Genomic DNA, 24,427 nt, shown 5'->3' with positions numbered 1-24,427 from the left:
TTAAGGGTCGCGAAAGGTTTGTATGCGGGGCATCCGCGCAACAGCGAGGACGGGGGCGGCCGAAGCGCATGTCCGACGCCGAGCAGGCGTTGTTCATCGCGCGACAGGCCCGCGAAATCTTTTACGAAAAGGGTTATGGCCGCACGACGATGGAGGACATCGTCGCCCGCTGCCGCATCTCAAAAACTACGCTCTACCGGCTGTTTCCAGCCAAGATCGACGTGTTCGCCACGATCATCGACGATCACCGGCAGGAGATGCTCGCCCTTCCGGGCGACTATGACGACCTGCCTATCGAGGAGGCGCTCGCTCGCATTTTTCTCGTGGATATCGACGAGGAAGCGGACCGCGAGAGAAAAGCGCTGATCCGCTTCGTTCTGGTAGAAGCGCAGCACTATCCCGAGCTTGGGAACCTCCTATGCGAGCGTGGCGGAAACTGGTCTCGGCGGGAACTTGCCGCGTGGCTAGAGAAGCAGAAAGAAAAAGGACGGGTTGCCTTCGACAATGCGGACGACGCCGCTCTGGCGCTCATGGACCTGATGTTCCGCGCCGTCGCCCTGCCTCCGCTCGGTGCCCCGGACTGGCCCGACAGCGGAGACCGCAAGCGCCATCTGCGCGCCTGCATCGCGCTGTTCACAAAAGGCATTCTGCCTCGGTAGGCGCGCTTTGTTTTACGCGGCCTTGCCGCGAGCACCGCGCGAGAGCGAGCGCGCTCACAGGCGTCCGCAACGCGCGCGAAATGAGCGTCGACGCGATTATGAAGCTGCTGCGCGCGGAGCCGCATGGCTACTCCCCCGATATGATCCGGGACGATGAGCTTCTGCGGGTCGCCGCCTTCATCCGCGAGGACCAGCACGATGCCGATCTCTTCATCGATCGCGCGACGTCGACGGCCAAGGGCGATCCTGGGCATGGCGCGCCTGCTCACATCCTTGAGTGATTGGGGCGTTCCGGGAGAAGACATCCACCACGAGGCTTTCGGGCCGGATTATGTGCGTTCCAACCACGGTGCAGCAAAGGAAGCCGTCCCCAGACGATCTGGGCCGTTCGAGGTGAACTTTCATCGCTCCGGTCGAACGGTGGTTTGGGACGGTCAGGACACCAACCTGCTCGATTTTGCCGAGCGCCACGGCAATCACAATCCTGCATGCGTGACCTGTCACGCCAAAAATGATTACAAGCGCTATACCTGCTACGGGTGCCACGAGCATCGGCCGGACGACATGCGGGCAAAGCATTTGCACGAAGGCATCCGAGACTTCGAAAACTGTGTCCGCTGTCACCGAAGCGGAAGGGAGGGCGAAGATGACGATTAGAAATGACTACCCTCTCTCCTTGTTGGACCGCAGCGGCGCGGCTGCGAGCCCGGTTTGATGGTTATGACTTATTTCGCCGAAAGGCTCATGGTGGAAGTGTCCTTTGACACCATGACAGCCGACTGATCGGAAGGAAACGCGAAAGCCGCAAGGAGGCAGCCGCATGATGATGAGCGAACGATTTCTTCGACGCGCGCTTATCTTGTGGGCTATTGCCGCGCTGGCGGCGGGTATTGTCGCGTCGTTAAAAGGCGCCGATTTCGCCGCGAACTGGATCTGGGGCGTCGGTGCCGCGCCCGTGATCGCGGCGCTTGGCGTCTCCATCGCCCGCGACCTCCTTGCCGGTCGCATGGGCGTCGACGCGGTGGCGCTCATTTCCATGGCTGCGGCGCTGGTCCTTGGCGCAAACCTTGTCGCGGTCGTGGTCGCGGTGATGTATGCCGGTGGCACTGTGCTGGAAGATTTCGCGGTGGCGCGGGCCGAGCGCGAGTTGAAAGCCTTGGTAGGCCGCGCTCCGCGCATTGCGCACCGGAGGCGAGATCAGACAGTCGAGGAAATTCTGGCCGAGGATATCCGGCAGGATGATGTCGTGCTCGTCAAGGCGGGAGAGATAGTCCCCGTTGACGGCATTCTTCTATCCCCCGTCGCATCCCTCGATGAATCGGCGCTCACGGGCGAGCCGATCCCCGTAATCCGAAGCGCCGGCGAAGGCGTGCGAAGCGGCGCAGTGAATGCAGGCGAGACTTTCGAGATGCGGACCACCGCCACCGCAGTCGAAAGCACCTATGCCGGGATTGTGCGGCTTGTCACGGCGGCGCAAACGGCCAAGGCACCCTTTATCCGCATGGCGGACAGATACGCGCTGCTTCTCCTGCCCGTCACGCTCGTGCTCGCGGGGGGCGCTTGGCTCGTTTCCGGGGATGCGCTTCGCGGGCTCGCCGTACTTGTCGCATCGACGCCGTGTCCGCTTATCCTGGCGGCCCCTGTTGCGTTCATCGCCGGTGTCTCCCGCGCCGCGAAACAGGGCATTCTCATGAAGGGCGGCGGTCCGATCGAGGCGCTCGCGCGGGTCCATACCGTGCTGTTCGACAAGACGGGAACGCTTACGGTGGGCGGTGCCCGGCTCGTCGCGGTGGAGACAGCGCCCGGCGAGACGGCGGATGAGGTTCTGCGGCTTGCGGCGTCTCTGGAACAAGCGTCCCAGCATACCGTGGCGGCGGCGATTGTCTCCGCGGCCCGTGCACGAGGCCTGGGTCTGGAAATCCCGCAATCCGTTCGGGAAACCCTCGGTTCCGGCGTCGAAGGCACGATAGGCGACAAGACGGTCAGAGCTGGATCGGCCACCCTCGTTTATGGCAATCGGCGGCAGGAAGAATGGGCGACCAGAGTTTCACGGCGTGCCTCCTGGCGTGCGGCGCTCTGCGTGTTTGTCTCGAAAGACGATCGCGTAATCGGCGCGCTCCTGCTGGCGGACGAGCTGCGCAGAGAGACACCGCGCGCGCTTCAGGCGCTTCGCGCCGCGGGCGTTTCGCGCATGGTCATGGTCACAGGCGACCGCGCGGAAGCCGCCGAGACGATGGCCGCCGCCCTGGATCTCGATGCGGTTCTGTCGGAGCGCTCGCCCTCGGAGAAGGTCGAGGCCGTAGCGAACGAGCAGCGCCAGCACCCGGCCATGATGGTCGGCGACGGCATCAACGATGCGCCTGCGCTTGCGGCGGCGGGCGTCGGCGTAGCGATGGGCGCGCGCGGCGCTACGGCTTCCTCGGAAGCCGCCGAGGTCGTGATCCTGGTCGATCGCCTCGACCGAGTCGCGGACGCCGTGAAAATCGCTCGGCGCACGCGGAGCATCGCACGCCAGAGCATCGTTGCGGGCATGGCGCTGTCCGGCGTCGCCATGGTCGCGGCCGCATTCGGTGCGTTGACCCCTGTCGCGGCGGCAATCACGCAAGAGGGCATTGACGTTCTGGTCATTCTGAACGCACTCAGGGCGCTTTTTTCCGGCGAGCGAACCTCGCCGCGAAGTCTCGCCATATCGCCGGAGGCCCTGCGGGAAGAACACGATACGTTGGATCAGGGCCTTAATCGCCTGCGTGAGATCACCGACGCTTTGGACGACGCGAGCGGTGAGCGCGCGATCTCGCTCATCACGGAAGCCAACGCCCTCGTACAGCGATCCGTCGTCGTGCACGAACGCAGGGACGAAGCCTCCGTCTATCCGAGGCTTTCGGCCCAACTGACCGATCCTTCGGCGCTTGCCGCCATGAGCCGTGCCCACCGCGAAATCGACCACCTCGCTCGCCTTCTCTTGCGCCTTTCGACCGGGCTTCGCGCTGAGGACGCCGACCGCTATCTGGTTCGCGATGCCCAGCGCATCATCGAGTCCATCGAGGCGCTGGTGAGGCTGCACAATGCGCAGGAGGAGGACATCTATGAGCAGGCGATGCCGACTTGATCAATCGCCTGCTGCCCTTGGGCGCGGACGCCATCCAACCTATATTTGTATTGTAGAACTCCATGCGCGGTCTCGATACGAGTCTCGCAGAGCGGGCGTCAGGCCGTAATAAAGCTTGCAGCGCCCATCCTCGCCGATCGGGCCTTCCACAACTTCACACGCATTTGGCGCCTGGAAGTGCTGACAGGTGGCACACTTGTGTACGTCCACGGCCGACTGATAGCCCGCCTGCACTTGCGATGACTTCTTGGGGATCGGTGGCGAATTTTGCCCGAAGGCCGCAGTAGCATTGACTACGAGAGCAGCCGCAGCGGTGTAGACGCCGCCTTGAAGAAGGCGGCGGCGTGACAGCATGCCCTTGGTCTCGTCGTTGTAATCGGTCATTCTACATCCCTCCTTTGCTGACGTCCGTTTGCGACACAAGCATAGCCGCTAAAGCCTGACAGGCAGCTGACAGGAAGGCCGAAGAAACGGCCGCTGATTTATAGTGTTGATCGAAAGGTTGCTTTGAGAGACGCATGAAAAAAACCGTCCAATCGTGTGATTGGGCGGCAAAACGACCTGATTGACTCCATCGCCTTCAAAAGATGGGGCGATTTTGTAGCGGCTACAGCGCGCGACGCGCGGTCACACCGATGAGCCGTCCGCGCGCTTCTCGCCGGTGACCATCGCCCTTACGAGATTCTCGCGTTGGGTATAGCTGGAAAAGGCAACTCCAAGAATGTGGAGAATGATAAGCGCCAGCGTGATGTTTGCGAGCGTTTCGTGCACTTCGCTGAACGCGCTCTCCTTCTTCTCACCTTTGTGGCCTTCGCCGTTATGCTTGGTCCTGTGCTCGTCGGCGTAGGCTTGCGTGATCGCGGCCACTCCTCCCCGCGCAAACGGTCCCTTGCCGCGATCGCCATAATCAAGCAGTCCGGTCAAAACGGTCGAGCCGAGGGAGAGTAGCAAAGCGACAATCATCACGCCGCCCGCGGGGCTATGGCCCAAGTACCGGCGCGCCCGGCCGCCAATTTCATCGAACAGATAGCGCAGAGCGCTGACCGGTGACGTCACAAAGTCACTGAAACGGGCATGCTCCGTGCCGATGAAGCCCCACAAAACGCGAACAATGACGATGGCTCCAATCGCATATCCCGCCCACACATGCAAAGCGTCCGGGTCGTGATGTCCCTCTCCGCTCAGATAGGCGATAGCGAAAGCGATGACGAGCGCCCAATGGCCGAACCGCACAAGCGGATCCCAAACTTTGATCTTTGCGACGCTGGAAACAGTCATCATGGCCTTGCTCCCGTTGGTTTCTCAGTATTTTTGGCAGACATGCGATGCGCTGCCAAGACTCGGAAACTACGCATTACCGAAAATATAATAACCGCACACGACGAATACATCACGTGTACCGGCTTTTAAACGACAGTGCCGAAAAGCTTTCCGATCCCGGCGGTCAAAGCCAAGGCCAAAGCGCCCCAAAAGGTTACGCGGGCCGTGGCGCGCAAGATGTCGGCGCCCCCGGCCTTCGCGCCCATCGCCCCCAAAAGAGCGAGAAAGCCGAGTGACGCGGCGGACACGACGGGAACAAGCAAATCGGCTGGAGATAGAACCACCATCAGCAACGGCATCGCCGCGCCGACTGTAAACATCGCCGCCGAAGTGAGAGCGGCTTGCACGGGCCGCGCGGTGGTGATCTCCGAAATTCCAAGCTCGTCCCGCGCATGGGCGGTCAGGGCATCCTTCGCCATCAATTGCTGCGCGACCTGCCTGGCGAGCGCCTGATCGACGCCGCGCTTGACGTAGATCTCTTACAACTCCTTGAGTTCGGACTCCGGGTTCTCCCCCAATTCCGCGGCTTCGCGCGCCAGATCGGCCCGCTCAGTGTCAGCCTGTGAGCTAACGGACACATATTCGCCAGCGGCCATCGACATGGCTCCAGCCACCAGTCCTGCGACCCCCGCGATCAGGACGTCGTGCTGGGTCGCAGCCGCTGCGGCGACGCCGACGATCAAGCTTGCCGTCGCGATGATCCCATCATTGGCCCCGAGAACCGCCGCTCTTAGCCAGCCGATGCGTTCGACGAGGTGGTTTTCCGTGTGCGTATGAAGGCGGCTCATCTCTCCCCCTCGGATCGACATGCGGCTGCTGTCTGCGCCGGATCGCGGATGCGCTCAACAGCGCTGAGCTGAGCGCGCCTCATCTGATACACCTTGCTGTCTGACAACTCGCTGACATCGGCGTTAAAAAGGGGTCCGCCACGGCGCAATAGCATCGCCGCCGATCCGGGCCGTCCGCGGTCTGGGAGAGCGGTCATGCCAAGGGATTCTGTTGATCCCCAGTCCTGAAGGGGTCAGATGGAGCCTTGCATCCACTAATCGACTCAAACGGCCCCTGCATCTCGGCGAAGTTTACGCCCCGTTTGTAAGTCCGGTTGTGGAGGTTTAGCCGCCCACATGTGCTAACCTGAGTCTTGCCGCACTCGACCCATCTCGACGTTCATCGCATAGACGGGCCAGAATTATGAGACCGCGCGAGCGATCATCTGCCGTGAACTGTGACGCGTCTCGCCGAAGCCGCCCAGCGCCGAGTGAAGCTGAACTGCCCCATCGGGGCCTTCCGCCGAGAGAGCGATGACAAGCGCCGCGGGGGCTGAAGCTGTAAGTTACGGCGCCTTCTGAAGTAACGAGCGCCCTTTCGCTCGCAAATTCGTTGACGATAATGTCGGCGTTGATCACGCGCGGGAAACGGCTGCGAATACGGGCGTCGATTTCGGCCAGAAGATCGAGCCGCGCGGCTGGCGGCAGCTTGGGTCTTGCGCTGTGGAAATCATAGGTCCCTTGGCCCTGCGCAGAACCATCGCGCTCCAAATCGCGAAGCCGCACCATCGGCTGAAACATCGGAACGAGGCAATTTTAACGCGGTCGAGTGGACTACGTTCACGTTCTCGAACGGTCGAGAGGAAACTCAAGGCCGAAAGCCAAAGTTGCCGGGATTTGGCACTTTGTCGGGTCATTGAGAGAAAGCGGCATCAGACAGGGCAACGTTCCTGACTGGAAACGCATTCCTTGCTCATTTTCCGCCGCAGCGCATTTTGGTTGGCGACTTGGAGGGCGGCGTAAGCCTGTTCCCTCCGGCGGATGGCGACAACGAGCCGTAAATCGATTCCCACGTTCCCCCCAATTTCCCCCACTCATTGGGGATTTTTGGGGGAATTGGTGCCGTTCGTTCCACTCCGAGAACAAACACTCCCCGTTAGGAGAAGCGCTTTTCTCTGTGATGTCAGGGGGATGGATGGTGCTGCAAGAGAGGATTGAACTCTCGACCTCTCCCTTACCAAGGGAGTGCTCTACCACTGAGCTACTGCAGCGATGCGCGGGAACCTGCCACAGCCGCCGCCAAGGCGCAAGACCTCATGAGCGATCAATTCAGGCAATTCGACGCGATTGCGCCTGGATTGCCAGTTCCAGCGGATTTGAGGGGGGGCGGGGCCGCAGGAAAAACGATGCTGCGCCGCTCGCATCCCGCCCCGCCTGCCGACTATCCGGCGAAGAATACCGCCGTTATCAAGAGGAGCGGCGGAATCATGAAGGCTCCCGACCACAGCATGAAGCCGAAGAAGCTCGGCATCTTGATTCCCTGATGCTCGGCGATGGCGCGCACCATGAAGTTCGGCGCGTTGCCGATATAGGTGAGCGCGCCCATGAACACCGCGCCCGCCGATATCGCGGCAAGCGTCGAGGCGAGCGGACCGGCGAGCGCCACCGGGTCGCCGCCCGCCGCGTTGAAGAAGACGAGATAGGAGGGCGCGTTGTCGAGGAAGCTCGAAAGCAGGCCGGTCAGCCAGAAATAGGCGATGTGATTCGGTGCATCCGCGCTGCCGAGAGCCGCGAACAGTGGCGCGGCCGCGCCGTGCTCGCCCGCTTTCAGGATGGCGATGGCGGGCACGATGGTTACGAAGATCGCGGCGAACAGCTTCGCCACTTCGAGCACGGGCGCCCAGTTGAATTCGTTCTGCCGACGCGCCTTGAGCGGCGTGAGCGCCAGGGACAGCACAGCAAGCACGACGAGCACCGCATCGCGGACGAGGCTTTCGCCGCGCACTTCGACACCCGCGATATCGACGGGGCCGATAAAGGTCGTGCCGCTTGCCGCAACCGCAAACACCACGCCCGCAATCAGCGGCAGGTTCACGATGCCCCAGATTTTCAGGCCCTCGCCGCCGAGCCTGTGCTCCCGCGGCGTCTCGGTTTTGTAATAGCGCCGGTCGAGCACGTAGAACCAGGCGAGAAGAACGGTCGCGAGCAAGAGCGTATGCGGCCACAAATGCAGGAACGGCCAGGAAAACGGTACGCCCTTCAGATAGCCGAGGAACAGCGGCGGATCGCCGAGCGGCGTCAGCGCCCCGCCGACATTGCAGACGAGGAAGATGAAGAAGATCACGAGATGCGCCTGATGGGTGCGGCTGCGATTTGCGCGCATCAACGGGCGGATGAAGATCATCGCCGCGCCCGTGGTGCCGACGAGGCTCGCGAGGCCGGTTCCCGCGGCCATGATGGCCGTGTTCTGGCCGGGCGAACCGCTGAGGCTGCCTCCAAGCCAGATGCCGCCCGCGATCGTATAGAGCGAGCCGATCAGCACGATGAACGGAATGTATTCAAGAAGCGCTACATCGAGCAACTGATGAAGCGACGCGGACGAACCATAGACACTCGCGAATGGCACGAGGAAAAGAAGAGCCCACGCAAGCGCGACCAGTCCCTGCCGCCGATGCCAGAAGTGCGATGCGACCATGGGCAGGATCGCGAGCGAAAGGAGCACGCCCGCGAAAGGCAGACACCACAAGAGGCTCAGGCCCGCGCCATCGAGCGATGGTCCGGCGCCCATGGCTGGCGTCGGGCCTGCGAGCACGGCCACGGCCGCGATGCTACGGAGGCGGGGCTTGGAGGAAATCTTCATTGGGGAATTATCTCGGCGGGTCAGGAATGACAGCGTTGTGAAAGGGAAGAGCGGCCCCTCGAAAGGTCGCCCTCTTCAAAAAGGCTAGCGGCCTCCACATAACACATTCAAGAAAAATGCGAGAGGAGGTCGGATCAATGGCCGAGCGCATGACAAAGAGCGATGCGGAGTGGCGCGCAAAACTGACGCCCGAGCAATACAAGGTTACGCGGCAACACGGCACCGAGCGGGCGGCGTCGAGCCCGTTGAATGACGAAAAGCGCGAGGGCGTGTTCGCCTGCGTGTGCTGCGGCGCGCCCCTTTTCGCCTCGGACGCGAAGTATGATTCCGGGTCCGGCTGGCCGAGCTTCACCGCGCCTGTGGAAAAGGAAGCGATCACGACGCATCAGGATCATTCCTTCATGATGAACCGCACCGAAGTGCGTTGCGCGCGATGCGACGCGCATCTCGGCCATGTCTTCCCGGACGGGCCGCGTCCTGCGGGGCTGCGTTACTGCATGAACGGCGTCGCGCTCGATTTCAAGCCGTCCGCCGCGAAGTAAGCGGCTATGCGTCCCGCGCCGCATCCCATCGACGGCGCGGGTTGCAATCTCTCCGTGTACCTCTTGGCCCTTCGTGGGCGGACGAAGCCATCCAGGCGCTTGCGCTGATTTTTCCACATCGTTCGCCGCTCGTTCCTGCAACCCGAAACGCGACCCATGGCGGTCTAAAATTCCTCGTAATAACAGGGCGCTATAAGAGCGTAAGCGAGACGCTACCATCCCGCTTGTGGACAGGTTGCAGCAATTGCCGGACACCTTTCCCCAGCTTGTAGACAGCGGCGACCAGGTGTCTTGTTAAGCTCGCGGTGATGCCACAAGATGGGTTCCAGTTCGGGTTGAACAACAAGCACAAGGCACTTTGCAACCGTGCGACAGTGCCGTTCCCGAATGCGAAAGCCTCCTACTGCCGCTTAGCGGGGAGCATCCCCGCGACTGGGATGCGGCGGCAGCCTTTTCGCTGGTGGCCTCTCGAAAGGCCGGTCTTGCGCCGTGCCTGCGGGAGGACGTTTGCGCGCCAGCGACAGGAGCGCTTTTCGAGTGAAGTGGATGCCGGTTCGCGTGATGAAAGCGCGTCCGGCACAGAGATCGGGGGCCGTCGCCAGGCGATGGCCCCCGAATGCGTGAGCCAGCATGAGAGACGGCGTTCCAGCCCGCGCTGGCGCGTCAAACTTCGGGCGCGCATTGACGCGGCTACCGTCGCGCGGCGATGATGATCGCGAGAGACGCGCCGTTCCAAACTCCGCGTTCCAATGCCATCTTCAGAAAAGCGCACGCGAACCCCGCAGAGCGAACCGAGTTCAGCCGAACTCCCACCCGGTGACAGACATGGCCAAACCGCGTTCCTCCTCATCCGCACCGACCGAAGGCGCGACGCTGTTCGAAAGCGTGCCGCCGTCGCCCGCCGTGCTGGCCTCGCGTCCGCTCCCCGACCGGCTGCGGCCGGCCTCGCTCGGCGACGTGATCGGGCAGGAGCATCTCCTCGGCGAAGGCGGGCCGCTGCGGCGCATCGCGGACGGCGAGGCTCCGCGCTCGATGATCTTCTGGGGACCGCCCGGCACCGGCAAGACCACCGTCGCGCGGCTCATGGCAAAGGGCGCGGGCGCGCATTTCGAGCAGATTTCGGCGATCTTTTCGGGCGTGGCCGACCTGCGCAAGGTGTTCGACGCCGCGAAGGATCGCCAGCGCTTCGGTCAGGGCACGATCCTGTTCGTGGACGAAATCCACCGCTTCAACCGCTCGCAGCAGGATTCATTTCTGCCCTTCGTCGAGGACGGCACCATCATCCTGATCGGCGCGACGACCGAGAACCCGTCCTTCGAACTCAACGGCGCGCTTCTCTCCCGCGCGAAGGTGCTCGTCTTCAGGCGGCTGACGGACGACAACATCGAACAGCTTCTCGCACGCGCGGAAAGCGTGCTGGGCAAGACGCTGCCGCTGACGCCGGACGCGCGCGGCGCGCTGATCGGCATGGCGGACGGCGACGGGCGCACTGCGCTCAACCTCACGGAAGACGTATTCGCCACCGGGCGCGATCCATCGCATCCCATCGACACCGCCGAACTCACCGAGATCGTCCAGCGCCGCGCGCCGCTCTACGACAAGAACCGCGACGGCCATTACGACCTCATCAGCGCGCTGCACAAGGCGGTACGCGGCTCCGACCCGGACGCGGCGCTCTACTGGTTCTGCCGCATGATCGACGGCGGCGAGGCTCCGCTTTATCTCGCGCGACGCATGGTGCGCATGGCGGTGGAGGACATCGGGCTTGCCGATCCGAACGCGCTCGTGCAGGCGAACGCCGCGAAGGACGCCTACGACTTCCTCGGCAGCCCCGAGGGCGAACTCGCGCTCGCGCAATGCGTCGTCTATCTCGCGACCGCGCCGAAATCGAATGCGGCATACAAGGCCTATGGCGCAGCGATGCGCTACGCGAAGGAAAGCGGGTCGCTGCCGCCGCCGAAGCACATCCTCAACGCGCCGACGAAGCTCATGAAAAGCGAGGGTTACGGCGCGGGCTATGTCTACGACCACGCGACGGAAGAGGGCGTGTCGGGGCAAAACTACTTCCCGGACGGGCTCGACCGCGCCGAATTCTACCACCCCGGCGGGCGCGGCTACGAGGTGCGGATCGAGGAGCGGCTGCGCGCATGGGCGGAGGTGCGCCGCGAGGTCGCGCGGCGGGGCGGGAGATAGCGCGTGGCGGTTCATCGCCGCCTCACTCGCCGCCCTCCCCTAAGCGCGCGCACGATACGTCGGTCGGGGATGAGCCAGAGCACCGCCATCGTAACGTAGATCGCTCCAGCGACCATCGGGCTAAGGAACGCAACTCCGACCGCCGCAGCGGAGGCGGCCATGGACGCCTTGCCTTTCACGTCGCGGCCGAGAGCGCGCGCCAGCGTCGAATCCTTCTTTTCGAGCCGCAAAATCACGCGTTCGAGGATGATAGGCGATGGAGGGCATGAGCAGCGCGATGCCGTAGAGGGCTGTGGGAAGTTTCTCGAAGTGGTTCTCGCCCATCCATGCGGTCGCGAAGGGGATCAGCGACAGCCAGAACAGGAGGTGCATGTTGGCCCAGAGCGCCGCGCCATCTACCTTCGACACGATATAGAGCAGGTGATGATGGTTGTTCCAGTAGATCGCTAAGCGCCGACTTACGGACGACGCCGGAATTTGAGGCGGCGCAATGCTACGTCTGTCGAATATGATGCAACCCGCAGAGGTCGCCGACACGCCATCAAGCAAAAGCCCGGAGCCGCTTTGAACTCCAGCAAACGCGACAACGCTCTACCTTGCTTCAGGATGTGTCGAGAAGTGTCGGGCGGAACCTTCGCGGCGGCGCTTGCAGTTCTCTCCACAAGGAACCGGTATTTGCTTCGCCCCCAAAGGCTCAGGCTCAAGCGTCCGACTCGCCGCCTTCGCCGTTCCGAGAAGTTGATGGCGGTGAGCCCAGTCGCTCGCAATAGAGCGCGGCGGCTTCGTCGGGAGGCCCACGCCGCTCGCCGATTCCGCGTATCTCGATGACGCGCACGTCTCCGAACAAGCTTGCCGTCAGCACGTCGCCGCACTTGATGCAGGTCGCGGCTTTCACGACACGCTGGCGGTTGACCCGGATGCAGCCTTCCTCGATCAGCTTCGCGGCAAGGCTGCGCGATTTCACGAACCGCGCGTGCCAGAGCCACTTGTCGAGGCGCTGCTCATCCGATGCCGTCAAGCGGTCTGATCCTCAGTCTGCTTTTCGAGGCGCTCCTTGAGCTTGCTCAGCGCGGCGAAGGGTGAATCCGGATCGACTCCGCCAGACGCTCGCTTCGGCGCGGCGCTTGCCGCGATCTGCTGTCTGCCCTGCGGACGCGGGGGCAGCGAGTCGCGATTGCGGTCGTTCGGCCGATCGGACCGTTGATGTTGTGGCCTGTTCGGCTGGCCGCCACCCGTGCGGCGTTCAGCATTGTCGGCGCGAGGCGCCTCGCCCGGACGCGCGCCTTGCGGGCGGTCACGGTTGCCATCGGAACGCGGCTGGCGATTGCGGTCGCCCCGTTCGCGGTTCTGATCGCGCGGCCCGCTCCGGTCCCGCGAGAAATCGCGACGCGGCGCGTGATCGCCGCTCGCGGCTGCGCCCTCGGGCTGTCCGGCGGGTGCGTCCGTGCCGACGGCGATTGCCGGTTGCGGCGCGTTGTCGGAGCGCGGACGCGGCCCGCGTTCTCCCGGCTGTCGCTGACCACCGCGCTCGCCCTGACCTGCGGCGCCCTGACCAGCGGCGCCGTGGCGGCGATGCTGCGAACGGCGGTCGCCCTGCCCTTCGCCACGCTCGAATTTCGGCTTCGGCCGACGGAAACGCCAGACTTCCTCAAACTCCGGCTCGGCAGGCACCGCATCGTCAGCGGCGGCGGGCTCGGCGGAGACAGATGCGGGAGCATCTGCGTTCGATACTGCCACGTCCTGCGCCTCAGTGGCGGCCGCTTCAACGGCTTCTTCCTGCGCCGGCTCGACGGGTGCGGCGTCTTCATGCTCGGCCTGCGAGAAAGCCTGCGGCGCGCTTTCGGGCGTGATTTCGCCTTCCGTCTCGATAACCGGCGCCTCTGCGGCGGCTTCCGTCACGACAGTGCTCGATGCGCCCGTCGCAACTTCGTCCGGCGAAGCCACGCCTGTCGATGTCTGCGCGATCTCGGCGGCCGGAGCCTTTTTGATCGGGCGTCTTTCGCGGCGGAAGCCGAGCGACTCGAGGATCGCGCCCAGCTCTTCGGCGGAACAGCCCATGATGGACATCATCTCGGGCCGGATACGGAATGCTCCGCCGCCCGCCGCGCCAGCCGGTGGCTCAGCGTTGGTGTCGGTTGGCTTCCACGTCGTGAGCGGACGGACGATATCGGCGAGCCGCTCCAGCATGTCGATGCGCACGGCGCGAGGTCCGCACACCTGGAAACCGGCCGCGCGATAGAACGCCTCCGGCACCTCGGCTGTCTTCGGCACCGAGGTCAACCCCTGGCGCGGCGCATCCCCGATGGAACCCGGCGTGAGATTATGCTCAGCGCCGCTCTTCAGGAGCCAGAACAGCAGCAGAAGGTCGGCGGCCGCCGGTTTCAGCAGCAGCGGGAAGTAGATGTGATGCGCGCCGAAGCGAACGCCATATTTGCGAAGCTGGGCGCGGCCGTCCTGGTCGAGCGTCTTTATCTCCTCGGCCACGGTGTCGCGCTTCAGGATGCCGAAATTCTCGCGCAGCCGGAACGCAATGCCTCGCGCAAGCCCGGTGATTTCCTCGGCTTTCGCGATCTCGACCAGCGGCTTGAGGCGCACCTCGATATAGTGCTGAAGCCACGTCTCGACGCGCTTGCCGATATTTTCCTTGTCGATGGCAGCGAGATGCTCGTCCGAATTCAGCGCGAAAGTCGGCTTCAGCGGATCGTCGCTCGCGGCGAGCTTGCCGATCTCCTGATTTTCCCAGACGATCCGCCCCTCGCGCGTCAGCGTGAAGCCGGTATCCGGGGCGGCGGCGAGACGGTCCGCGCGGGCGGCGAGTTCGTGCACCAGCACCTTGGCGGCGGCGTTGCGCGCGGCCTTGCCGTTGATTCCAGATGTGGCTTCGAGGTCGGGCGTGAAGCAGAAGCCTTCGAGCTTGCCAACATAGTGCTTCTCGACGACGACGCGGCCATCCTTCTCGATCTCGGCGAAGAGGCTGTCCTTGTCGCGCATGCTCTTCATGAGCACGCTCGTGCGCTTGTCGACGAAGCGTTGCGTCAGTTGCTCGTGCAGGGCGTCGGAGAGCCGATCCTCGATCTCGCGCGTCTTGCCCTGCCACTGCTCAGGATCATTGAGCCACTCGGAGCGGTTCGAGACGAACGTCCACGTGCGGATATGCGCGATGCGGTTCGACAGCGTATCGATGTCGCCGTCCGTGCGGTCGGCCTGTTCGACCTGCTGGGCGAACCAATCTTCCGGGATGTGGCCTTCGCCCGTCATGATGTGCTTGTAGAGGGTGGCGACGAGTTCGCCATGCTGGCTCGGGCCTACCTTGCGGTAATCCGGTATCTGGCAAACGTCCCAAAGCCGCTTCACCGAGCCGATACCGGACGCGAGTTCGGCGATGCGCGGATCGCTTGCAGCGAGGTCGAGAGCCTCGACGTCATCGGCGGTGCGCACGCGCGTGAGGCGTGGATGGTCGGGCAACTGGCGCAGGCTGTCCTTCAGCCGGTCCACGCTGTCGAAATCGAGGCGGGTGTTGCGCCACTGGAGCAGCTTTGCCGGCTCGAAATCGTGGTTTTCGAGCTTGTTGACGACTTCCTGATCGAAGGGCTCGACATCGGCGGTGACGCCGAAGGTGCCGTCGTTCAGGTGGCGACCGGCGCGACCAGCGATCTGGGCGATCTCGGCGGGAGTGAGGTCCCGGTGGTTCCGCCCGTCGAACTTGCGGGTGCCCGCAAAGGCGACATGATCCACGTCGAGATTGAGGCCCATTCCGATGGCGTCAGTCGCGACGATGAAATCCACGTCGCCATTCTGATACAGCGCGACCTGCGCGTTGCGCGTACGGGGCGAGAGCGCGCCGAGCACCACGGCCGCGCCGCCGCGTTGGCGGCGGATCAACTCGGCGATGGCGTAGACGTCGTTCGCGGAAAACGCCACGATGGCGGAGCGGCTTTGCAGCCGCGTGATCTTCTTCTGGCCGGAGTAGGTCAGCTTCGACAGGCGCGGTCGTGCGATGAAGTTCGCGCCGGGGATGAGTTCGCGGATCGCGTCCGTCATCGTCGCGGCGCCGAGCAGCAGCGTCTCGCTCGTCCCGCGCGAGTGGAACAGGCGGTCGGTGAAGACGTGGCCACGGTCTGGGTCGGCAGCAAGCTGGATTTCGTCGACGGCGAGGAAGTCCACCTCCACATCGCGCGGCATCGCTTCGACAGTGCAGACGTAATAGCGCGGGCGTTCGGGCTTGATCTTCTCTTCGCCCGTGATGAGCGCAACGTCTCGCGGACCGATCTGCGCGACGATCTTGTCATAGACTTCACGCGCGAGAAGCCTGAGCGGCAGGCCAATCAATCCGCTCTCGTGACCGAGCATGCGCTCGATGGCGAGGTGCGTCTTGCCGGTATTCGTCGGACCTAGCACCGCCGTAACATGACGGGACTGGGATGGCTTGATGGAAGCCGTCTGCGTTGATGCGCTCATGAGCGGACTTTCTGATAAACCGCACGCTGTTGGTGATTATGTATCAGGCTTCGGCGCAAGGCGTGTGCGAAGAGGTGCGCCTGCGGCAATAAAGCGAGCCGGCCCTGATTTCGTTGGCAGCTCAGCCTATCGTCGCGAATGGTAGCCCGTGTTTGTCCCCTCTTCACTCGGCGAGTGCGTGACGCCCCCCGGCCGTTTCCACGTTGAATGTCGCTGTTACCAGGGAAGCGGTGCCTGCGGGGGTCGGCACATGCACGTAGTAGGGTACTATTAAACCTGCTTCCGGCAACGGTACAAGCCAAACTTCTATACCCGTATTTCCGGTTGCATAATCGCTTCCCCCGGCTTTGCCCAGCTTATAGCCCGCGATCGGGACATAGCGCACGTTGCAGACATAGGCCGTGCCACTGAGTTTGCCAGCCCCGGAGACGGATCGCGTCCCCTTCGGCGACAGCACGAGGTCGTAACGGATCTTGCCGTCGAAGATCGGCAGGCGCTTGTTGCAGGCGCCTTCGCCCGCGTTTTTCGCAAGCCGCGCCTGCGAAAGAAGCACAAGCGCGCTCAGCGGATCGACGACATTCTGCAAATGAGCCGCCGTGATCGGTGCATTGCGAGCGCCCGGCCGCGCGGGCGGGTTAATCAGAATGTCGCGCACCATCTTCTGCTGGAAGCGCAATTCCACCGTCTCGCCGCGATTGCCCGTCTGGTAGCGGAACATGTAGCTTTGCGGGACGGGGCCGTTGGCCGTCATGAGGCCGCTACTCGATGTCACGCCCTGCCAGCTCACGCTGCCGAAGAAAACGCTGATGTTGGCGTCGGCCTGCAAGGAATACTGGCGGTTCGTGATCGATGAGCGAATGCGAAAATCGCCGATATGCGCGCCGATCCAATGGATGCGGTAGAGCGCGTTGATGGTCGAGCCGCGCACGGCGAGTCCGCCATTGCCGCCATCGATCTTTGGCGTCAGGTCTTTCGGCTGATCGGCGGCCTTCTCTGGAGCACGGTCGGCGGGAGCCTTGTCGACGGCCTTTTCGGATGGACGCGTTTCTCTGGCATCACCGGTCTTGCCGTTGCCGGAAGCGCTCGCCTGGGGCGGCCGCTTCGGTTCGGGGGCATCGGCCGCCTTTGGCTGCGGAGGCCGCTTCGCTTCGGGGACATCTGCCGCCTTCGGCTGCGGCTTTTCGGCCTCGGGCTTGGCGTCGGACGAGGCCTCGGCCTTTTTTTCCGGCGAAAGCGTGGCTTCGGCTTTTTTTTCCGAGGACTGAGGAGTTTCGGCCTTCTCAGAAGGCTGATGAGCCTCAGGCTTTTTCTCTTCGGCTTTTTTCTCGGACGGAGCGTCGGACGCGGCAACGCTGCCTTGCGGCGTCTCCTCCGCGCGCGCCCTGGCTATGGAAACAAAGGCGAAAAACAGAAGCAAAAGGAAGACAACGGCAGCGGGACTCGCCCAATCGCTGCTAAGCAACGGTCGCTTTGCCATTAAGGAGGCTCTTCCTTTCGCAGGCATCAACTTGCCACTCCCTTTGCCGGTAGTGGCGGATTTCGTCAATTATGTGTTGCAGAAGGCTTGGCGTGGCCGAAAACAAGGGTGGAGCGGGGCATAAGAAGCACCCGACACCACGATAGATAACCCCGCGAGATGAGGCGAAGCTTGCGTCTCAATCGGCATCATGATTGTCGGCCGATAAGGGCAAGCGCCGCCTTGGGGTCCAGCCGCCCGTCATAGAGCGCGCGCCCGGCGATAGCGCCCGCGATGATGGCGTGGGCCGGGGACAGCAGCTTTTCGATGTCGGCTATGCCAGCCAGACCGCCCGACGCGATCACCGGAATGTGCACGGCGCGGGCGAGTTCGGCCGTCGCATCAAGGTTGAGGCCCGTCAGCATACCGTCGCGCGCGATGTCGGTGTAGATGATCGCGGCGACGCCCACATCGGCAAGGCGCCGGGCAAGATCCACGGCTGAAAGATCGGACGTCTCCGCCCAGCCTTGCACCGCCACATGGCCATTCTTCGCATCGATGCCGACCGCGATCTTTCCCGGAAAGCGCGCGCATGCCTCCTTCACGAGATGGGGATCGCGCACCGCCGCCGTGCCGAGGATCACGCGGGACACGCCCCGGTCGATCCAGTGCGCCACACCTTCGAGCGTGCGGATGCCGCCGCCGAGTTGCACCGGGATCGTGACCGCCGCCAGAATGTGCGTCACGGCGTCGGCATTGACCGAGCGGCCTTCAAACGCGCCGTTCAGGTCCACCACATGCAACGCGGAAAAGCCCTGCGTCTGGAACTGCCGCGCCTGATCCGCCGGGTCGTCGTTGAACACCGTGGCCTGATCCATCAGACCCTGTTTCAAGCGTACGCATTGCCCGTCTTTGAGATCGATGGCGGGATAGAGAATCATTCAAGTTGTCCCCAGGATTAAACACACGTGGAACAATACCACGTGCGCAGGCTGTTTTCTTTGACCGGACGCTTCGGCTTTCCTTTAGTATCAGCCCGAGAGGCACCGTTCAAACCGAGTTATTCGAAGAGAGTGCGATGCGCCGTTATCTCATCTGCTGCGAGTTTCACCGGGAGAGGCGCGCCATCAAGGCGGCCGACTGCATCCGAAGGCTCGCAACGGATTGGGAACACCCGATGACGGGCGTCTGGTTCATCCGCACCGATGCGACGGCGTCGGAAATTCGCGCGGCGCTGATGCAGGAGCTGACGTTTCGGGATCGCGTGCTTGTCTGCGAGGCAGGCGAGGAAGAGGCCGCGTTCAACACGAGCGAAGCCAGCGGCGAGAAGGTCTCGCAGATCGCCGACGCGCGGTCGAAAAGCCAGATCCTCACTGCCATCTTCAGCCGCAACGGGAAGACGTCGCGTCACCTCAAGGCCGCCACCGCAAGAAATTTGAAATCAGCCTGAGGCCGAGCTTCTGGCTTTTCTCCGGGTGGAACTGGCTGCCCGCGATGTTGTCGCGCGCAACAAGCGCCGTGATCGGCCCGCTGTAATCCGTGCGCGCCACGACGTCCGCGGCGTCCGTCGGCTTGAAGTGATAGGAGTGGACGAAATAGGCGTGCCAGCCCTCATCGCCGCCGGGAATGCCTTCCAGCAGCGGATGCAGGCGCGCGATGTCGAGCGTGTTCCACCCCATATGCGGGATCTTGAGGCGCGGGTCCGATGGCGCGATGAGATCCACCTCGCCGCCGATCCAGCCAAGCCCCCGGTGCTCGCCATGTTCCAGCCCGCGATCCGCCAGCATCTGCATGCCGACGCAGATGCCGAAGAACGGCCGCCCGCGCTCGAACACGGCCTCTCTCAACGACTCGATCATGCCGGGCGTTTCCGACAGCCCGCGATAACAGTCGCCGAACGCGCCGACGCCGGGCAGCACCACGCGGTCGGCGCGGCGAACCGCCTCGGGATCGGATGTCACACGGATTTCGGTGTCGAAGCCGCCTTCGCGCGCCGCGCGTTCAAACGCCTTGGCCGCTGAGTGCAGGTTTCCCGATTGGTAGTCTACGATTGCGACGCTCATGTCAGGCTGTCGCCTCCGGCCAGGTGCCAACGGAATGCGGCGTTCGCCAGTCGCCCCTCATGGCGCCAGAAGCTCTCCCGCCGCCGACCGCCATGACAGGCGGCATCCACGCGGCGAAGAAGCGGTGCTCGCACTCCTCGCGGTCGCGCCCGGCCACGGAGGAAATGAAGGTGTAGCCCTTGCGCTGAAGCCGCCAGCGGATGAGGTCGTTGCCCTCGAAGCCGATGATGAGCGCCACAAGCAGATTGACGACCCCGGCCGACTGCTCGCCGACGCCGAGCTGCATCAGAACCGCGTAAAGCCCGGCGGCCAGCGCCACCACGGCGATGGCTTCCAGCCAGAGGCGGTTCCAGAGGAGCCAGAACGGGCCGAACAGGAAGCCCCAGAACGTGAAGCCCTCCCGCACGAAGGCGATGCGTTCGGAGCGCTCCTCGACATTGCCGGTGGCGTGCGGCGGCTCGTGCACGGTGTAGATGATCATGGGCGGTTCCAGCCAAGCGTCACCCGCCGAGCTGCCCTTTCGTCGATGGAATTTCGCCGCGCGCGGCCTCGTCGATCATGATGGCCTCACGCAGCGCCCGCGCCAAGCCCTTGAAGCAGCTTTCGGCGATGTGATGCGCATTCTCGCCGTGGAGCGTCTCGATGTGAAGCGTGATCCCGGCATTTTGCGCCAGCGCCTGAAAGAATTCGCGGAAAAGCTCCGTGTCCATTTGCCCGATCTTCTCGGTCGGGAATTTCACGCGCCAGATCAGATAAGGGCGGCCGGAGATATCAAGCGCGACGCGCGTCAGCGTCTCGTCCATCGGCAGATAGGCGTGTGCGTAGCGGCCGATGCCGCGCTTGTCGCCCAGCGCCTGAGCAATCGCCTGACCGAGCGCAATGCCGACATCTTCCACCGTGTGGTGCTGGTCGACGTGGAGGTCGCCCTCGGCCGAAAGCGCGATGTCGATGCGGGAGTGCTTTGAAAGCTGCTCCAGCATATGGTCGAAGAAGCCGACGCCCGTCGCTATTGAAAAAGCGCCGGTTCCGTCCAGATTCACCTCGACAGCGATCCCGGTTTCCTTCGTCTTCCGTTCGATCCGCGCTTTTCTCACAGTCTCGATCCTCTACAGGCTGCGCAAGCGAAGCCGCTTCTTGACGGTTTAAACCCGCGCGCCATATCCGCTCGATAAAGCAGGTACGACAAATGACGCATTTTGCGCAATCCCCTCACGATCCCACAGGCTGGCACGGCACCACAATTCTTACCGTTCGCAAGGGCGGCCGGGTGGTCATCGCCGGTGACGGACAGGTGTCTCTCGGCCAGACCGTTATCAAGGCCAACGCGAAAAAGGTCCGCACGCTCGGCAAGGGCAACGTGATCTCCGGCTTCGCGGGCGCGACCGCCGACGCTTTCACGCTGTTCGAGCGCCTCGAATCCAAGCTCGAAATGTATCCCGACCAGCTCGTTCGCGCCTGCGTCGATCTCGCCAAGGACTGGCGCACCGACCGCTATCTGCGCCGCCTCGAAGCGATGATGATCGTCGCCGACAAGAACGCGACGCTGGTTCTTACCGGCACGGGCGACGTGCTCGAACCCGAGCACGCCATCATGGGCATCGGCTCCGGCGGCAATTATGCGCTCTCCGCCGCGCGCGCGCTCCTCGATACCGACCTTTCGGCGGAGGACATCGCGCGCAAGGCCATGGCCATCGCCGCCGACATCTGCGTTTACACGAACAACAACATCATCGTCGAAAGCCTGCCGTCCAATGACTGACGCCAATTTCTCCCCGCGTGAAATCGTCTCTGAACTCGACCGCCACATCGTCGGCCAGCACGCCGCGAAACGCGCCGTAGCCATCGCGCTGCGCAATCGCTGGCGCCGACAGCAGCTCAAGGACGACATGCGCGAAGAGGTGCTGCCGAAGAACATCCTCATGATCGGCCCGACAGGCGTCGGCAAGACGGAGATTTCGCGCCGCCTCGCCAAGCTCGCCAACGCGCCGTTCCTGAAGGTCGAGGCCACGAAGTTCACCGAAGTCGGCTATGTCGGCCGTGACGTCGACCAGATCATCCGCGACCTCGTGGAAAGCGCGATCGGCCTCGTCCGCGAGACGAAACGCAAGGAAGTGCGCGCGAAGGCGCATCTTCTGGCGGAGGAACGCGTTTTGATGGCGCTCGTCGGGCAGCACGCCAGCCCCGCCACGAAGGATGCGTTTCGCAAGAAACTGCGCGACGGCGAACTCGACGAAAAGGAGATCGAGGTTCAGGTGGCCGATACCGGCGGCGGGGTGGGTGGCTTCGAGATCCCCGGCATGCCCGGCTCGTCCGTCAGCATGATGAACCTCAACGACGTGCTCGGCAAAGCGTTCGGCCAGCGCACGAAGACGCGCCGTCTATCCGTGCGCGATTCATACGAGGTGCTGATCAACGACGAGAGCGACAAGCTGCTCGACAACGAGGCGGTGGTTCAGGACGCGATCACGGCGGTTGAGGAAAACGGCATCGTCTTTCTCGACGAGATCGACAAGATCACCGCGCGCTCGGAGCGGCTCGGCGCCGATGTCAGCCGCGAAGGCGTGCAGCGCGACCTGTTGCCGCTGATCGAGGGAACGACCGTCAGCACGAAATACGGCCCGGTGAAAACCGACCACATCCTGTTCATCGCGTCGGGCGCGTTCCACGTGGCGAAGCCGTCGGACATGCTGCCCGAGCTTCAGGGCCGTCTGCCGATCCGCGTCGAGCTTCAGGCGCTGACGGGCGACGATTTCCGCCGCATCCTGCGCGAGCCGAAATCGAGCCTCATCAAGCAATCTGTCGCGCTGATGGCAACCGAGGGCGTGGAACTTGAGTTCAGCGAAGACGCCATCGACGCCATCGCCGATGTGGCGGTGGAAGTGAACGCGAACGTCGAAAATATCGGCGCGCGCCGTCTTTCCACTGTCATGGAACGTGTGCTGGATGAAATCAGCTTCGAGGCCGCCGACAAGGCGCGTACGAAGTTCGTTATCGACGCGACGTATGTTAAGACGCAGGTGGGCGATCTCGCGAAGAACGCGGACCTTTCGAAGTTCATTTTGTAGCGTTTGCGCGGGAAGAGCGTGATCAAGTCTTGTATAATCCAGGGCTAAAATAACATGCGTGCGCGGACGCGCTAAAGGGAGACGCCGCAATGACAAACCTTACGCCCGAGGGCGAGCGCCTCGTCGCCGCCATCGCCGACCGCTATCGGATCGCCATAGACTCCGTGAAGATCATGTTTGACGCTGTCATTCGCGGCGGCGGAAGCATGGCACAGTTCAACCTCTCCGAGTTCGGCGGCGGCGGCCAGTGGATGCGCGGCGGCATGACCATGGTAGGCGACATGTTCAACAACTCGGCGAAGATCACGGTCGACAACCTCTGCAACGACCTGTCGAACCTGATGTCGCAGCCGGGCGTTTTCGCGCCCCAGCCGCAGCAGCAGCCCTACGCCAACCAGAACTATTCGAACCAGCAGCAGCAACAGTCGGGCGGCTACGGGCAGTCGCAATATCAGGGCGGCGGCGGATTCGGCCAATCGTCGTCCGGCGGCTGGTGGCCATCGGAGCTTGGCAATCCGTCCTCCACAGGCGGCCAGAACACGACGCGCTACGCCTATTTTCCAGACTCCAATCGCCTCGCTATCGATTACGGCAATGGCCGCGTCGAGATTTACGACACCACGGGCTATTCGGTTTACGGCTTCGGCCAACAGCAGGGCGGCGGCGAGAGCATGACGTTTTCGAGCCAGAACGGCACGGTGCGGATCGACACCCTGCCGCGCGTCGGTGGCCCGACCGGACAGCATGCGCCCGCTGCGTCGGCACACGGCGGCGAGCATGCGTCACCGGCTGCGGTCACGACGTCCGGGGTGCCCTCGGCCAATGAGCTTCGGAGCGCGGGCCTTGCCCTTCTCGAACAGCTCGGCAGCTTGCGCGACAAGGGCTACATCTCCGAGGAAGAATTCGCCGCGAAAAAGGCCGAAATTCTCAAGCGGCTTTAACGCGGAAAGCGCCCGCCGCGTGATGTGCGCAAATTGTTCGCGCGGCGAGGAGGCAAAATTACGGGATATCGACAAGCGCGACGCATTTGCGTGGTGCTTTTTTTGCGCCCGAAATCACACGCAGAACGCGCAAATTGAAGTGATTCGGAATCGGCGAATGAAAAAAGCGCCTATTAGACAATGGCTTGCCCGCACCCTAATGAGGCCGGCGACATGTGATATTTTCTCTTGTTATTCAGTTGGTTAGATCACAAACTGATCCGTATAATGAGCAAATATATGCCAGCCCATTGATTTAATGCGCGCTTTTTTTACGTAAAATTAAACACAACCATAGATTGCTAAAGGGGAAGCCGGCCGCGGGGGCCGGTTCAAAACCGAAAGCAACAAACCATGGCCTCTCTCTCTCCCAACACGGTCGCGATCAACACCATCGCGCACAATCTCGCCAACGCCGCCGACGCGGTCGCCGCGCTCGACGCCGCGATTTCCGAGGAACTGCGCGCCCTGATCCGTCTCGCCAACGCTGAAATCGCCCGCGTTCGCAAGGCCGCCCGGAAGGCCGCCGCCACCGCGAAGCGCGCCGCCGCAGCCGCCGCCGCCGCCGCTACTGTCGTCGAGCCGAAGCAGCCCGCACGTCGTGGCCGCAAGCCGAAGGCGAAGGTCGAAGCCGTCGCCGCAGTCGCCGCCGTCGAAGTTCCGGCCATCGTCGAAGTCACCGCCGCTGAAGTGATCGCGGTTCCGGCTGAAATCGAGGTCACGGTCGCTGAAGCGATCGAAGTTTCGGGTGCGCCCATCGAAATCCCGGCCGCCGCCCTCGAACTCTCCGCCGTCCTCGCCGCCGCCGCACCGAAAGCGCGGGGCCGCCGCCGCAAGACCGCCGCCAACGGCATGACCGCCCACTAAGGCAGGGTCATCAGAGGCTCCAGACAGCCGCTTCCAGCCGCAGTCGAGCCGCAATTTCAGAACGAGTGCTGCGTAACGGAATGGAGTG

The 24,427-nt window shown here is 63.3% G+C and carries 22 protein-coding genes, 1 tRNA gene and 1 pseudogene; 11 read left to right on the top strand and 13 right to left on the bottom strand.

Going from position 1 to position 24,427, the window contains the following annotated elements; translation table 11 throughout:
* Positions 1-68: 68 nt before the first annotated feature.
* From RVAN_RS10205 to RVAN_RS10190, 4 genes are all read left to right on the top strand, one after another.
* Positions 69-659, top strand: coding sequence for a TetR/AcrR family transcriptional regulator (locus RVAN_RS10205; RefSeq protein ID WP_245257974.1), 591 nt, complete (start codon positions 69-71; stop codon positions 657-659).
* Between the two features lie 80 nt (positions 660-739).
* Entirely contained in the window at positions 740-940 is a 201-nt protein-coding gene (locus RVAN_RS10200; RefSeq protein WP_041787456.1) for a hypothetical protein, read from the top strand.
* Complete coding sequence (locus tag RVAN_RS20195) at positions 912-1,316, top strand: hypothetical protein (protein ID WP_155942417.1); 405 nt, start codon at positions 912-914, stop codon at positions 1,314-1,316. The genes RVAN_RS10200 and RVAN_RS20195 overlap by 29 nt, the downstream gene beginning before the upstream one ends.
* A 169-nt stretch (positions 1,317-1,485) precedes the next feature.
* The gene (locus tag RVAN_RS10190; RefSeq protein ID WP_041788902.1) at positions 1,486-3,768 is read left to right on the top strand and encodes a heavy metal translocating P-type ATPase; all 2,283 of its coding nucleotides are present in this window, start codon (positions 1,486-1,488) and stop codon (positions 3,766-3,768) included.
* A gap of 39 nt (positions 3,769-3,807) precedes the next feature.
* Here the strand turns inward: RVAN_RS10190 and RVAN_RS10185 are convergent, their stop codons facing one another.
* From RVAN_RS10185 to RVAN_RS10165, 5 genes and pseudogenes are all read right to left on the bottom strand, one after another.
* Complete coding sequence (locus RVAN_RS10185) at positions 3,808-4,152, bottom strand: hypothetical protein (RefSeq protein WP_013419648.1); 345 nt, start codon at positions 4,150-4,152, stop codon at positions 3,808-3,810.
* A gap of 243 nt (positions 4,153-4,395) precedes the next feature.
* Positions 4,396-5,049, bottom strand: coding sequence for a cytochrome b/b6 domain-containing protein (locus tag RVAN_RS10180; protein ID WP_013419647.1), 654 nt, complete (start codon positions 5,047-5,049; stop codon positions 4,396-4,398).
* A gap of 125 nt (positions 5,050-5,174) precedes the next feature.
* Positions 5,175-5,876, bottom strand: a pseudogene (locus tag RVAN_RS10175) (VIT1/CCC1 transporter family protein).
* A 1,175-nt stretch (positions 5,877-7,051) separates the two neighbouring features.
* Positions 7,052-7,126, bottom strand: a tRNA-Thr gene (locus RVAN_RS10170).
* A 170-nt stretch (positions 7,127-7,296) separates the two neighbouring features.
* Complete coding sequence (locus tag RVAN_RS10165) at positions 7,297-8,715, bottom strand: sodium:proton antiporter (protein ID WP_013419645.1); 1,419 nt, start codon at positions 8,713-8,715, stop codon at positions 7,297-7,299.
* 137 nt (positions 8,716-8,852) lie between these two features.
* Here RVAN_RS10165 and msrB point away from each other — a divergent pair, with 137 nt between their 5' ends.
* Both msrB and RVAN_RS10155 read left to right on the top strand, forming a co-directional pair.
* A complete protein-coding gene (gene msrB / locus RVAN_RS10160; protein WP_013419644.1) occupies positions 8,853-9,257 on the top strand; it encodes a peptide-methionine (R)-S-oxide reductase MsrB in 405 nt (134 codons plus the stop codon).
* A gap of 825 nt (positions 9,258-10,082) precedes the next feature.
* Complete coding sequence (locus tag RVAN_RS10155) at positions 10,083-11,450, top strand: replication-associated recombination protein A (protein ID WP_013419643.1); 1,368 nt, start codon at positions 10,083-10,085, stop codon at positions 11,448-11,450.
* A gap of 120 nt (positions 11,451-11,570) precedes the next feature.
* Here the strand turns inward: RVAN_RS10155 and RVAN_RS19660 are convergent, their stop codons facing one another.
* The 5 genes from RVAN_RS19660 to hisA all read right to left on the bottom strand — a co-directional run bounded on the left by RVAN_RS19660 (position 11,571) and on the right by hisA (position 18,305).
* Positions 11,571-11,858, bottom strand: a complete 288-nt coding sequence (locus RVAN_RS19660) for a hypothetical protein (protein WP_245257973.1) — start codon at positions 11,856-11,858, stop codon at positions 11,571-11,573.
* Positions 11,859-12,150: 292 nt separating this feature from the next.
* On the bottom strand, positions 12,151-12,468 hold the full coding sequence (locus tag RVAN_RS10145) for an RNA-binding S4 domain-containing protein (protein ID WP_013419641.1): 318 nt from the start codon (positions 12,466-12,468) through the stop codon (positions 12,151-12,153).
* A complete protein-coding gene (locus RVAN_RS10140; RefSeq protein ID WP_013419640.1) occupies positions 12,465-15,908 on the bottom strand; it encodes a helicase-related protein in 3,444 nt (1,147 codons plus the stop codon). The genes RVAN_RS10145 and RVAN_RS10140 overlap by 4 nt, the downstream gene beginning before the upstream one ends.
* A gap of 163 nt (positions 15,909-16,071) precedes the next feature.
* Positions 16,072-17,385, bottom strand: coding sequence for a DUF3108 domain-containing protein (locus RVAN_RS18995; protein ID WP_049779341.1), 1,314 nt, complete (start codon positions 17,383-17,385; stop codon positions 16,072-16,074).
* Positions 17,386-17,573: 188 nt separating this feature from the next.
* Positions 17,574-18,305 carry a 1-(5-phosphoribosyl)-5-[(5-phosphoribosylamino)methylideneamino]imidazole-4-carboxamide isomerase gene (hisA, locus tag RVAN_RS10130; RefSeq protein WP_013419638.1) on the bottom strand — a complete coding sequence of 244 codons (732 nt, stop codon included), beginning with the start codon at positions 18,303-18,305 and terminating at the stop codon, positions 17,574-17,576.
* Positions 18,306-18,442: 137 nt separating this feature from the next.
* On the opposite strand from hisA, the gene RVAN_RS10125 reads away from it, so the two are divergent.
* Positions 18,443-18,814: a hypothetical protein gene (locus RVAN_RS10125; RefSeq protein ID WP_013419637.1), complete on the top strand. Its 372-nt coding sequence runs from the start codon at positions 18,443-18,445 to the stop codon at positions 18,812-18,814.
* Here the strand turns inward: RVAN_RS10125 and hisH are convergent.
* From hisH to hisB, 3 genes are read right to left on the bottom strand one after another with little or no spacing between them, the layout of a single operon-like run.
* A complete protein-coding gene (hisH, locus tag RVAN_RS10120) occupies positions 18,777-19,427 on the bottom strand; it encodes an imidazole glycerol phosphate synthase subunit HisH (protein ID WP_013419636.1) in 651 nt (216 codons plus the stop codon). The genes RVAN_RS10125 and hisH overlap by 38 nt on opposite strands.
* 1 nt (position 19,428) lies before the next feature.
* Positions 19,429-19,908: a DUF2628 domain-containing protein gene (locus RVAN_RS10115; protein ID WP_013419635.1), complete on the bottom strand. Its 480-nt coding sequence runs from the start codon at positions 19,906-19,908 to the stop codon at positions 19,429-19,431.
* Positions 19,909-19,927: 19 nt separating this feature from the next.
* Positions 19,928-20,521: an imidazoleglycerol-phosphate dehydratase HisB gene (gene hisB / locus RVAN_RS10110; RefSeq protein WP_013419634.1), complete on the bottom strand. Its 594-nt coding sequence runs from the start codon at positions 20,519-20,521 to the stop codon at positions 19,928-19,930.
* A 92-nt stretch (positions 20,522-20,613) separates the two neighbouring features.
* On the opposite strand from hisB, the gene hslV reads away from it, so the two are divergent.
* The 4 genes from hslV to RVAN_RS10090 all read left to right on the top strand — a co-directional run bounded on the left by hslV (position 20,614) and on the right by RVAN_RS10090 (position 24,339).
* The gene (gene hslV, locus RVAN_RS10105) at positions 20,614-21,186 is read left to right on the top strand and encodes an ATP-dependent protease subunit HslV (protein ID WP_013419633.1); all 573 of its coding nucleotides are present in this window, start codon (positions 20,614-20,616) and stop codon (positions 21,184-21,186) included.
* Positions 21,179-22,492, top strand: a complete 1,314-nt coding sequence (hslU, locus tag RVAN_RS10100; RefSeq protein WP_013419632.1) for an ATP-dependent protease ATPase subunit HslU — start codon at positions 21,179-21,181, stop codon at positions 22,490-22,492. Before hslV ends, hslU begins: the two co-directional genes overlap by 8 nt.
* An 89-nt stretch (positions 22,493-22,581) precedes the next feature.
* Positions 22,582-23,433, top strand: a complete 852-nt coding sequence (locus RVAN_RS10095; protein WP_013419631.1) for an SHOCT domain-containing protein — start codon at positions 22,582-22,584, stop codon at positions 23,431-23,433.
* 393 nt (positions 23,434-23,826) lie between these two features.
* Positions 23,827-24,339, top strand: a complete 513-nt coding sequence (locus tag RVAN_RS10090) for a hypothetical protein (RefSeq protein WP_013419630.1) — start codon at positions 23,827-23,829, stop codon at positions 24,337-24,339.
* Positions 24,340-24,427: the final 88 nt, after the last annotated feature.

The sequence above is a fragment of the Rhodomicrobium vannielii ATCC 17100 genome, assembly GCF_000166055.1.
Lineage (GTDB): Bacteria > Pseudomonadota > Alphaproteobacteria > Rhizobiales > Rhodomicrobiaceae > Rhodomicrobium > Rhodomicrobium vannielii.
Note: the sequence above shows the minus strand (reverse complement) of the source record. Positions and strands in the feature narration are given on the sequence as shown.

Excerpts from the sequence above, each read along its gene's own strand:
- RVAN_RS10180 (WP_013419647.1), bottom strand. The coding sequence starts at position 5,049 with ATGATGACTGTTTCCAGCGTCGCAAAGATCAAAGTTTGGGATCCGCTT.
- hisA (WP_013419638.1), bottom strand. The coding sequence starts at position 18,305 with ATGATTCTCTATCCCGCCATCGATCTCAAAGACGGGCAATGCGTACGC.
- RVAN_RS20195 (WP_155942417.1), top strand. The coding sequence starts at position 912 with ATGGCGCGCCTGCTCACATCCTTGAGTGATTGGGGCGTTCCGGGAGAA.
- RVAN_RS10155 (WP_013419643.1), top strand. The coding sequence starts at position 10,083 with ATGGCCAAACCGCGTTCCTCCTCATCCGCACCGACCGAAGGCGCGACG.
- RVAN_RS10115 (WP_013419635.1), bottom strand. The coding sequence starts at position 19,908 with ATGATCATCTACACCGTGCACGAGCCGCCGCACGCCACCGGCAATGTC.
- RVAN_RS10205 (WP_245257974.1), top strand. The coding sequence starts at position 69 with ATGTCCGACGCCGAGCAGGCGTTGTTCATCGCGCGACAGGCCCGCGAA.
- hslU (WP_013419632.1), top strand. The coding sequence starts at position 21,179 with ATGACTGACGCCAATTTCTCCCCGCGTGAAATCGTCTCTGAACTCGAC.
- RVAN_RS18995 (WP_049779341.1), bottom strand. The coding sequence starts at position 17,385 with ATGGCAAAGCGACCGTTGCTTAGCAGCGATTGGGCGAGTCCCGCTGCC.
- msrB (WP_013419644.1), top strand. The coding sequence starts at position 8,853 with ATGGCCGAGCGCATGACAAAGAGCGATGCGGAGTGGCGCGCAAAACTG.
- RVAN_RS10200 (WP_041787456.1), top strand. The coding sequence starts at position 740 with ATGAGCGTCGACGCGATTATGAAGCTGCTGCGCGCGGAGCCGCATGGC.
- RVAN_RS10125 (WP_013419637.1), top strand. The coding sequence starts at position 18,443 with ATGCGCCGTTATCTCATCTGCTGCGAGTTTCACCGGGAGAGGCGCGCC.
- RVAN_RS10190 (WP_041788902.1), top strand. The coding sequence starts at position 1,486 with ATGAGCGAACGATTTCTTCGACGCGCGCTTATCTTGTGGGCTATTGCC.
- RVAN_RS10185 (WP_013419648.1), bottom strand. The coding sequence starts at position 4,152 with ATGACCGATTACAACGACGAGACCAAGGGCATGCTGTCACGCCGCCGC.
- hisH (WP_013419636.1), bottom strand. The coding sequence starts at position 19,427 with ATGAGCGTCGCAATCGTAGACTACCAATCGGGAAACCTGCACTCAGCG.
- hslV (WP_013419633.1), top strand. The coding sequence starts at position 20,614 with ATGACGCATTTTGCGCAATCCCCTCACGATCCCACAGGCTGGCACGGC.
- RVAN_RS10090 (WP_013419630.1), top strand. The coding sequence starts at position 23,827 with ATGGCCTCTCTCTCTCCCAACACGGTCGCGATCAACACCATCGCGCAC.
- RVAN_RS10095 (WP_013419631.1), top strand. The coding sequence starts at position 22,582 with ATGACAAACCTTACGCCCGAGGGCGAGCGCCTCGTCGCCGCCATCGCC.
- RVAN_RS10140 (WP_013419640.1), bottom strand. The coding sequence starts at position 15,908 with ATGAGCGCATCAACGCAGACGGCTTCCATCAAGCCATCCCAGTCCCGT.
- RVAN_RS10165 (WP_013419645.1), bottom strand. The coding sequence starts at position 8,715 with ATGAAGATTTCCTCCAAGCCCCGCCTCCGTAGCATCGCGGCCGTGGCC.